The 9,772-nt window shown below is 42.0% G+C and carries 7 protein-coding genes; 6 read left to right on the top strand and 1 reads right to left on the bottom strand.

What is annotated here, in order from left to right:
* The 3 genes from VL121_RS07245 to VL121_RS07235 all read left to right on the top strand — a co-directional run.
* Positions 1–1,944 (top strand): SusC/RagA family TonB-linked outer membrane protein (locus tag VL121_RS07245; protein WP_325403683.1); only part of this gene is annotated, 1,944 nt, incomplete at its 5' end.
* Positions 1,945–1,971: 27 nt separating this feature from the next.
* Positions 1,972–3,471, top strand: a complete 1,500-nt coding sequence (locus VL121_RS07240) for a RagB/SusD family nutrient uptake outer membrane protein (RefSeq protein ID WP_325403681.1) — start codon at positions 1,972–1,974, stop codon at positions 3,469–3,471.
* A 219-nt stretch (positions 3,472–3,690) separates the two neighbouring features.
* Complete coding sequence (locus VL121_RS07235; RefSeq protein ID WP_325403679.1) at positions 3,691–4,530, top strand: endonuclease/exonuclease/phosphatase family protein; 840 nt, start codon at positions 3,691–3,693, stop codon at positions 4,528–4,530.
* Here the strand turns inward: VL121_RS07235 and VL121_RS07230 are convergent.
* Positions 4,523–5,239, bottom strand: a complete 717-nt coding sequence (locus VL121_RS07230) for an SGNH/GDSL hydrolase family protein (protein WP_325403677.1) — start codon at positions 5,237–5,239, stop codon at positions 4,523–4,525. The genes VL121_RS07235 and VL121_RS07230 overlap by 8 nt on opposite strands.
* Before the next feature lie 393 nt (positions 5,240–5,632).
* Between VL121_RS07230 and VL121_RS07225 the strand changes: the two genes are divergently transcribed.
* The 3 genes from VL121_RS07225 to VL121_RS07215 all read left to right on the top strand — a co-directional run bounded on the left by VL121_RS07225 (position 5,633) and on the right by VL121_RS07215 (position 9,745).
* Positions 5,633–7,174, top strand: coding sequence for an alkaline phosphatase family protein (locus VL121_RS07225; RefSeq protein ID WP_325403675.1), 1,542 nt, complete (start codon positions 5,633–5,635; stop codon positions 7,172–7,174).
* 56 nt (positions 7,175–7,230) lie between these two features.
* On the top strand, positions 7,231–8,319 hold the full coding sequence (locus tag VL121_RS07220) for a metallophosphoesterase (RefSeq protein WP_325403673.1): 1,089 nt from the start codon (positions 7,231–7,233) through the stop codon (positions 8,317–8,319).
* 244 nt (positions 8,320–8,563) lie between these two features.
* Entirely contained in the window at positions 8,564–9,745 is a 1,182-nt protein-coding gene (locus tag VL121_RS07215; RefSeq protein ID WP_325403671.1) for a M20 metallopeptidase family protein, read from the top strand.
* Positions 9,746–9,772: the final 27 nt, after the last annotated feature.

Below are 9,772 nucleotides of genomic sequence, written 5' to 3'. Positions count from 1 at the left end.
ATTAAAGATTGGCTTAAAGTGGGTGGTAACCTTGGCTACACTGATCAGACCGATAGGCAAATTGATATTTTAGGAGGCGGAGGTATCACTGTAATGAGACAAGTGCTGGAAGCATTGCCTTTTATACCGGTAAAATATGCTGATGGCTCTTGGGGACGTAACAGAGATTATCCAGGTATGGAAGGGGGAGACAGTCCTTTACGTGTAATCGAAGAACGCACCTATCTGCTCCGTACACAAAATATGCTGGGAAATATCTATGCGAATATCCGGCTGATGGATGGGTTGGAGTTTAGAACTACACTCGGAGCAAATATTATCAATCAACGGCTTGATAACTACAATGGGATAGATCTGCAGTATATCTCTTCTACCGGGAATGCTGTGGTTAATAACAATCGGTTTAATTCCTGGCAATTTGAAAATTATCTGACCTATAACAAAGGATTTGGAATTCATTCTATCAATGCGCTGGCGGGTTTGGCATGGCAGCATGTAGACAGGTTTGAAGCAATAGCGCGAAGCCAAACCTATATTGACAACTTTTACAATGTAAATAATCTTGGTGCTGGCGCTGTCATTCAGGCGCCCGGTTCATTTGCCAATGCATATGGAATCAATTCCTATTTTGGGAGAGTAAATTATACTCTTTTAAACAAATACCTGGTAACTTTTACAGGCCGTCAGGACGGGTCATCTAAATTCGGTTCTGACAATCGTTACGCATTTTTCCCCTCTACTGCACTGGCGTGGAAGGTGACAGAAGAGGAATTTATGGACGATATACAGGTAATTTCAAATTTGAAGCTTAGGGGCAGTTATGGAGAAACCGGAAACTCGGAAATAAATACATACCAGGCAGATGAAATAATGGGTAACTACGAAGTTATTTTTGGGGGTAACAGAGAAATTGGAATAGGTGTTTCGCGCATGGGAAACCCGGGGTTAAAATGGGAAAAAGTAAGGCAATTTGATTTTGGTGTCGAAATGGGGTTATTCAAAAATAGGGTAAATATTGAGTTTGATTGGTATCGTAAAAGAGCCACTGATATGTTGTTGAGCGCCCCTGTACCCAGTAGCAGTGGTTATACTCAGGTATCCCGCAATATAGGGAGTATGGAGAATAAAGGCTTTGAGGTAGCAATTAATACAGTGAACATCAAAAATGCCAATTTTAGCTGGAATTCTGTTTTTAACATCTCTATCAACAAAAACAGGGTATTAGCATTAACCGGAGGAAGTGATATTTATTCCGGGGCTACCGTTATTCGCGTAGGGGAGCCAGTAGGGTCGTTTTTTGGCAGGGTACACCTGGGTACCTGGGACTCGCATGAGGCTGCAGAAGCTGCTGTATACAACATGCGTCCCGGGGATGTTAAATACCTCGACCTGAATAACGATAAAGTTATCAATGATAACGACAGAACAGTTATAGGAAAGGGTATACCAGAAGGCTTTGGAAGCTTTATTAATACATTCCAATATAAAAACTGGGCATTGTTGGTTGACCTTCAATTTATGTATGGAAACGATGTGCTGGACAGAAGTATTCATTCTGCTGAAGACCGTCAGGGAATCGCAAATAGCTATAAAACTGTATTGAATGCCTGGACGGAAACCAATCAGAATACTCCTATCGCGCAAATACGGCCTATCAATGCTTATTATACTACAAACAATGATAGCCATAAAATAACAGATGCCTCTTTTGTTCGAGGTCGGAATCTATTGCTGTCTTATACGTTTGATATGGAAACCATCTCGCGTTTGAAACTCGATCGTTTAAGACTGTATGCGTCTGTTCAAAACTTTTTCGTTTCAACAAAGTATTCAGGATATGATCCGGAAGTTTCTAACTCAGGCTCACCCTTCGATCAGGGATTTGGTTTGTACGATTACCCCAGACCAAGAATTTTTATGATAGGTATTAATGTGGGCTTATAATTAATTGAACACTTAAATTATCAGAAAATGGAAAAAATTATCAATAAATATCTCCTGATGGTGGCTGTCAGTGTTGGTCTTGTAATATCGGGATGTTCAAAATTTTTAGATGAAACCGATCCTTCCAATTTTTCTACAGGAAGTTATTTTACAAAGCCTGAACATGCAAAAAGTTCCGTAAACGCCATTTATCCCAGCATGCGTGATCCATTTAACAGTGGTTTTGGCGGGGGTGCCTGGATGATGCTCGAGTTTGCTACAGGATTGGCCGGAACTGACCTTGGTCAGGCTGTAAATAGTTATTTCGTAAAAGACCTGACAAATACTCCCGACAATGCATATGGGGCAACAATTTGGACTTCCTACTACAGAGGTATCGCAAATGCCAATACATCCATTAAGTTTATTCCCGGTATTACTATGGATGAAACTCAAAAGAAAAAGTTGCTGGGGGAGGCCTATTTTTTAAGGGCATTGTATTATTTTAATCTGGTGCAGATATTTGGAAATATTCCACTGGTTACAGAGCCTGTTAATTTACAGTCCGAACAACTTAGACCTAAACAGGTTACTGCAGAAGAAGTGTATAGTTTAATACTTGGTGATCTGCAAATGGCTGAACAGTCGGGTCTCGCATGGAAAGATGAAACCGGACGCGTGAGTATGGGCGCTGTTAAGTCTCTTTTAGCAAAAGTATATTTAACCATGGCTGGATATCCGTTGCAAAAAGGAAATTCACACTACGCATTGGCCGCTGAAAAAGCAAAAGAAGTAATTGAGTCAGGAAAGTTTAAACTATTTGACAGCTATGCAGGTTTCCGTGACCCGGCAATGAAGAATAAGGAAGAAAATATTTTTATGATACAGTATCTGGCTGGTACCTTGCCCAGTAATTGGCAGGTATCTATAGTACCTTATAATAAGAATATTTCCAAATATTCCGATGAAACCGGCGGTATATATTCTACTACAGCTTTTGCTCAATCATTTCAAGCCAATGATCTGAGAGCTAAAGAAAAGCAGTTTTTTTATACCAATTATACCAATCAGGATGACCGCAATTTAACGGTAGAATTAGGTGGTTTTTTTATTTACAAGTATTTTGACAATGATGCACACTTAAATACTGCCAGCAGTGGAATGAATTGGACCGTTTTGCGTTATGCAGATGTGTTGTTGGTATTTGCTGAAGCATCTAATAAAGTAAATGGACCGAGTGAAGAAGTGTACAGTGCGGTAAATGCAATCCGGCATAGAGCTGAATTGCCTGACCTGGCCGGGTTAACTCAAAGTCAGCTGGAAGAAGCAATATGGAAAGAACGATGGTATGAGCTGTGTTTTGAGAATGTTACGTGGTTTGATATGGTAAGGCTGCGCAAAGCATTTAATACCACCACTAAACAATTTGATGATTATGTTGGACATGAATTTTCATATGGACCTACTTTAAAAGAACGTGAACTATTATTTCCAATCCCTACTTCTGAGGTTTTAAATGGTAAACTGGTGCAAAATATAGGATATTAATCCGCGGGTTCAAATACAAGGATTGTAGTAATGCAATGATGTAGTTACAAAGAACTACAGCCTTTCGTATACTTGGTACCAGAAAACGGTAGTACCATAAATGACACTCTGATGCAAAATCTGGGCTGGTAATAAAAAAAAATGATAACTTGTCTTGAGTACCCGTTTATAAAAGTATAGACGGGTACCCATTTTTATGAAATTTTTTAATAAATCAAGATGAAAAGAATCATTTTTACCTTGCTTGTTTGCATTGGTGTTCAATCCGTCATTGCCCAAAAAAATATTCCGGTAACGATTGCTACCTATAATATCCGCTATAACAACCCTGGCGACAGTTTAAATGCCTGGCCCAACAGAAAGGAAAATGTAAAAGCATTGATCCGGTTTCATGAGTTTGATATTTTTGGTACGCAGGAAGGGCTGATTGATCAAATGAACGGCCTTTCTGAAATGAAGGAGTTTGCGCGTACAGGGCATGGACGCGATGATGGGAAAGAAGCCGGGGAACATTCCGCGATCTTTTATAAAAAGGACAGGTTTAAGCTCATGCAATCAGGCGATTTCTGGTTGAGCGAAACACCTGAAAAACCCGGCAAAGGCTGGGATGCCAAATGCTGTAACCGCATTTGCTCCTGGGGGAAATTCCAGGATCTGCAAACTAAAAAAACATTTTATTTCTTCAGCGTGCATTTCGATCACCAGGGTGTTGTAGCCCGCAGGGAATCGGGTAAGCTGATGGTTAAACAAATACAGGAGATCGCTAAGAACACGCCGGTGATATGCGTGGGCGATTTTAACTCCACCCCGGAAACAGAGCAAATTCAGGCCATGCAAACTATACTAAACGATTCTTACAAAGTAACACAGGCGCCTCCTTACGGACCTGTGGGCACATTCAATGCCTTTAAGTTTGACGCGCCGATGAAACACAGGATTGATTATATTTTTGTAAGCAAAGGCATAAACGTATTGAAGTATGGCGTACTTACCGATGCTAAAGATCAGCGTTATCCTTCCGATCATCAACCGGTGATGATTAAGGCAGTGATCAATTAATAAAGTATTTCAATATGGCTTCCGCGATCAGCGCATGTCCTTTTTCATTGGGATGATTGATCTGCGCCATATATGTATTCATACTATCACCGGAATTGGCAACCTGTTTAAATGCGGCATAGCTGTCTGCCAGACCTATGCCGTATTTTTTTGCCAGGGATTTTATCTGCAGAGCATGTTTTTCTAACACATTGCCGGGCTCCATAATATGAACGCTTGTGTCGGGCGATGGCGTTAGCAGGATAATTTTTATATTTTTTTCCTGTGCTTGTTTGATCATGTTTTCCCAGGATGCTTTTGCTTTATCCAAACCAATGCCACGGTCATTCAACGCATAATCTATAAACAGCACATCCGGCTTATGGATCAGTACATCCGTAGCAAATCTTTTTGCCCCGCTTTCGGCATTTTCTCCTCCAATGGAAGTATTTATAATATTGATAACGGCATAGGGATAAGCAGTCTTGAGGGCTTTCAGTACCTGGTAGGGATATGCATCCGGTGTATTCACCACAGGTGTTTTAAAATACCCCGCCGGAACAGAATGCCCGTGAAAAACAAGATTAACAGTGCGGTTATTTGGCCATTCTTTTTTGAGTGCTGTTTTTATTTCATCTAAGTAAGTGGCAGGGTTTGCAATATCTTTCTTAACCGGGATCTGGTAAGCGGTAAGAAAGAAAGAAAATAAAAGCAAATAAAAATTTTTCATTGTGCTGTGGGATATTTAATAGTGTATATTTTTTTGATCGTACCAAAGTTTGGGTGAAATTACCTTTTAAACCAGGGTTTGTTAATTCATAGGCGTTCACCACTCACGTATACTGTGCCAGGCGTCCTCGCCTGGCACTTGTTTATTATCGCCTCCGGGCGATTGTAATTTAAACTTTACCATTGCGGATTATCGCCCGGAGACGATATTGTAATCGTTCGTGGCGAACCTGCCTGACGGCAGTCAGGGACGGCACGGACAGCGATAGTTGAGACTGCATTTAGCTTCGGATTTAACTTTAATCTCATTTACTTCGTGTATTCTTTATGCACCCGTATCCGGAAGGATATAAAAATAACCTTATCTTAGAACCTGCTTACAATCTTTTTGAAAATGAAATCCATATTTCAACTATCCTTTTGGGGACTCATCTTTTCTTTTTCGACTAATGCACATGCAGAACAAGCGTCAGTGGCTGAAAAGGACACTTCAGCAATACACACCATTATTGTAGTATTTGATGGTTTGCGTCCGGATTATATTAAACCGGAGTGGATGCCTCATTTGTACGCGTTCAGTAAAAAAGCGGCCTATGGCAAAGATAATCATAGTGTATTCCCCACCGTAACAAGAGTAAATGCCGCTTCTTACGCTACAGGCTCTTACCCGGCAGGGCACGGACTAATGGGCAATGCTGTATACCTGCCGGCTACAAATGCCCAAAAAAGTGTAAGCACAGGAAACGCCGGTAACCTCCGGCATATTATGGATATTACTTCCGGCAAGTTGCTTACTGCTCCTTCTTTAGGCGAAGTACTCCGATCTGCAGGTGAAAGGATGTTTGTATATAGTTCGGGCACAACCGGGCAGGCGTTCCTGCAAAATCATACGGTTAACGGTGCTGTCATTAATCCGGACCTGGTGCTCCCCGGATCTTTTAAATCCGAACTTACTGCTTCTATAGGGCCTCCGCCGGAAGATGCTACGCCCAACAACGCCCGTCATCGCTGGATCACAGATGCTTTGTGCAGGTATACACTGGCTGCCGGCGGGCCGTTAGTAAGCGCTATCTGGTTTTCCGACCCCGATGGTACGGCACATGAACATGGTATTGGCGTACCCATTACGATAACCGCTTTAAAAACGGTAGATGCTCAGTTTGGCAGAATGCTGGATACCATCCGGGCGAGGGGGCTGGAGCATGTTTTTAATATTATTGTTACTGCCGATCATGGCTTTGTAACCCATACAGGAAAACAAGGGTTTACAGATTTTTTAATACAGGAAAGGCTCAAAAAGAGTAAAGACTCCGATGATATTATATTGGCCGATGGCGCCTTGTATATAAAAGATCACAACCCGGTGCTTATTCAAAAAGTAGTTGAATCATTGCAGGAACAGGAATGGGTAGGCGCTATTTTTACAAAAGCCGCTAAACCCGGATCAATGCGTGGCACAATTAAAGGAACCCTGTCCTTTGAATCCATTCACTGGAATCATCCTCAACGGACGGCCGACATTCTTGTTACTGAAAACTGGAACAACAATAAAAACAATTTGGGATACGCGGGAACGGATTTTGCCGGAGGCGTGGCAGGGCATGGCGGTTCCAGTCCATATGAAATTCATATTCCTTTAATAGTATACGGGCCATCTTTTAAAACATCCATGGAAAGTAATTTGCCCACTTCAAATATTGATATTGTGCCTACTATTTTGAAAATTCACCATATTGCTGCTCCCGTACAAATGCAGGGCAGGGTGATGTATGAACTGCTGCGTAATAAAAATATCCCGCAGCCCGGTAATCCTAAAAAAGAAACTATTCTTGTGGAAGCAAAACTTAAGCAGGGAAAATATAAGTTAATGCTGGAAAGAACTGTTTTAGGTAAATACAACTATATAAATTATACACTGGTAACAAGAGAGCGATAGTAAACGAACCGGGAACAGCATTGGTAAAAGCGGGAATATTAAATCAATACTAAAATATGAAACAAATCAATTTAAGATTCTTTTGCAGCATTGTTATTGCAGTATGCTGTGTAACAAATGTTGTTGCGCAGCAGCAAAAATATATAGCACCTGCCCTCAGTGATTCCAATTCCTGGTCAATCATTATGTTGCCCGATCCGCAAACCTACCAGAAGTTTGAACGTAACCAGCCGTTGTTTGAGCTAATGACAGCATGGATTAGCGAAAATATTGATAAGCTGAATATACAATTAGTGATGTGTACCGGCGACCTGGTAGAGCAAAATGAAATGATAAATCCTGATGGCATTGCGGCCAACCAGGCCAGTAAACAGCAGTGGGCTTCCGTTGCCCGTGCATTCGGCAGGTTAGACGGCAAAGTGCCTTATGTACTTGCTGCAGGTAATCACGATTATGGCTATACCAATATCAGCGTGCGGCGCTCCAACTATAACACCTATTTCCCTGTAGATAAGAATTTTAAAACGCAAAAATTAATTCGGGAAGCCGGGCTAAACGCGGAAGGAATACCCACTATGGAAAATGCCGCCTTTGAATTTGCTTCTCCGCAGGGCAGGAAGTTTTTATTGCTTACGCTGGAGTTTGCGCCGCGTGATACCATTATTGCCTGGGCAAAAAAAGTAACCGGAATGGAGAAATACAAAAATCATACAGGTGTTATCCTTACGCATTCTTATCTTAACTCCGATAATCAGCAAATTGTAAAAGAAAACTACCCTATAACGGATGGTAACTATGGGGCAGCCATCTGGAAAAAATTAGTGCAACCATCCACCAATATCCAACTTGTGTTTTCAGGTCATATAGGAGAGCCCGATAACGCCAAGGGACATGTAGGATTCAGAACAGATAAAAACGCGGCTGGTAAAAAAGTAAACCAGATGGTATTTAACGCGCAGGCCATGGGCGGCGGCTGGTATGGAAATGGAGGAGACGGCTGGCTGCGTATACTGGAGTTTTTGCCCGATGGGAAAACGGTTAAGGTAAAAACCTTTTCGCCCTTCTTTGCCATATCGCCTACTACACAACAGTTCGCCTGGCGTACAGCGCCCTATGATGCGTTTGAATTTCAGATGGATAAATAGCCAGGGGGAAACCACTGTATAGTTTTTGCAGGTTGCATATAATTATCACCGTCATTTCGACTGAAGCAACATAAAGATTGTGTTTTGTAATCATTAAAAGAGAAGGAGAAATCTGCCTGGCATTAGCACTACCGCCCAGCAGATTTCTCAGTCGTTAAAAAGAGGTAAAAAGAAGAGCATTGATTTACTCCTTCGAAATGACGGTAAGAAGATAGAGATTTCTTTTCCTTCGTATCTTTGGAACATGCTAAAAGATAAGATAAAGCAACTCGCTTCACAATACAGCCCCGATTTAATTAAGATACGGCATCATTTACATGCCCATCCGGAATTGAGCTACCACGAGTTTGAAACCTCCAAATTAGTACAGCAACAGTTGGATGCTATGGGCATTCCCTATACCATAAAAGCAACCACCGGTGTCATTGGTTTACTGAAAGGAAAGAATCCTGAGAAAAGAGTAATTGCACTGAGAGCGGATATGGATGCGCTTCCCATTACAGAAGAAAATGATGTTCCCTATAAGTCAAAGAACGAAGGTGTAATGCATGCCTGCGGGCACGATGTGCATACTACCTGCCTGTTGGGTGCTGCACGCATATTGAATGCATTAAAAGAGGAGTGGGAGGGAACCATTAAGCTCATTTTCCAGCCGGGTGAAGAAAAGAATCCGGGCGGCGCCAGTCTTTTGATTAAGGAAGGTGCGCTGGAAAACCCGCGTCCATCTGCTATTTTAGGACTGCATGTACATCCCCAGCTTGAAATTGGAAAATTTCGTTTCAGGGGCGGAAAGATCATGGCCAGCGCCGATGAAATTTACATTACCATAAAAAGCAAAGGAGGTCATGCCGCCGCACCGCAGGAGACCGTGGATACCATATTGGTTGCATCGCAACTGATTGTTGCCTTACAGCAAATCGTTAGCCGCAACCGCAATCCCTTTTCGCCCTCGGTGTTATCCATTACTTCTTTTCATGGAGGGCACACTACCAATGTAATACCCAGCGAAGTAAAACTGATGGGAACTTTTAGGGCGATGGATGAAATATGGCGCTTTAAAGCGCATGACCTTATACGTAAGTTATCTACCGAACTGGTACACAGCATGGGAGCCGAAATTGACCTCCATATTGATGTAGGTTATCCCACGGTTTACAACAACGAACAATTGAATAGCGCAGCTGAAGCCGCGGCCGCTGCATATGCAGGTGCAGAAAATGTGGAAGAATCGGAACTGCGTATGGGAGCTGAAGATTTTGGTTATTACTCACAGGTGATACCCGGTTGTTTTTACCGTTTGGGGGCGGGTAATGTGTCTAAAGGGATCACTTCAGGTGTACACACGCCTACATTTAATATTGATGATGATGCAATACACCTGGGGGCCGGAATGATGGCATGGCTGGGGGCTACGGTTAATATGTGAATGATATTTTATTGACGGAAACAGAAG

The organism is Agriterribacter sp. (assembly GCF_035497235.1).
Lineage (GTDB): Bacteria > Bacteroidota > Bacteroidia > Chitinophagales > Chitinophagaceae > Agriterribacter.
Note: the sequence above shows the minus strand (reverse complement) of the source record. Positions and strands in the feature narration are given on the sequence as shown.

Coding starts and splice junctions, on each gene's coding strand:
- VL121_RS07215 (WP_325403671.1), top strand. CDS start 8,564: ATGCTAAAAGATAAGATAAAGCAACTCGCTTCACAATACAGCCCCGAT.
- VL121_RS07235 (WP_325403679.1), top strand. CDS start 3,691: ATGAAAAGAATCATTTTTACCTTGCTTGTTTGCATTGGTGTTCAATCC.
- VL121_RS07240 (WP_325403681.1), top strand. CDS start 1,972: ATGGAAAAAATTATCAATAAATATCTCCTGATGGTGGCTGTCAGTGTT.
- VL121_RS07230 (WP_325403677.1), bottom strand. CDS start 5,239: ATGAAAAATTTTTATTTGCTTTTATTTTCTTTCTTTCTTACCGCTTAC.
- VL121_RS07225 (WP_325403675.1), top strand. CDS start 5,633: ATGAAATCCATATTTCAACTATCCTTTTGGGGACTCATCTTTTCTTTT.
- VL121_RS07220 (WP_325403673.1), top strand. CDS start 7,231: ATGAAACAAATCAATTTAAGATTCTTTTGCAGCATTGTTATTGCAGTA.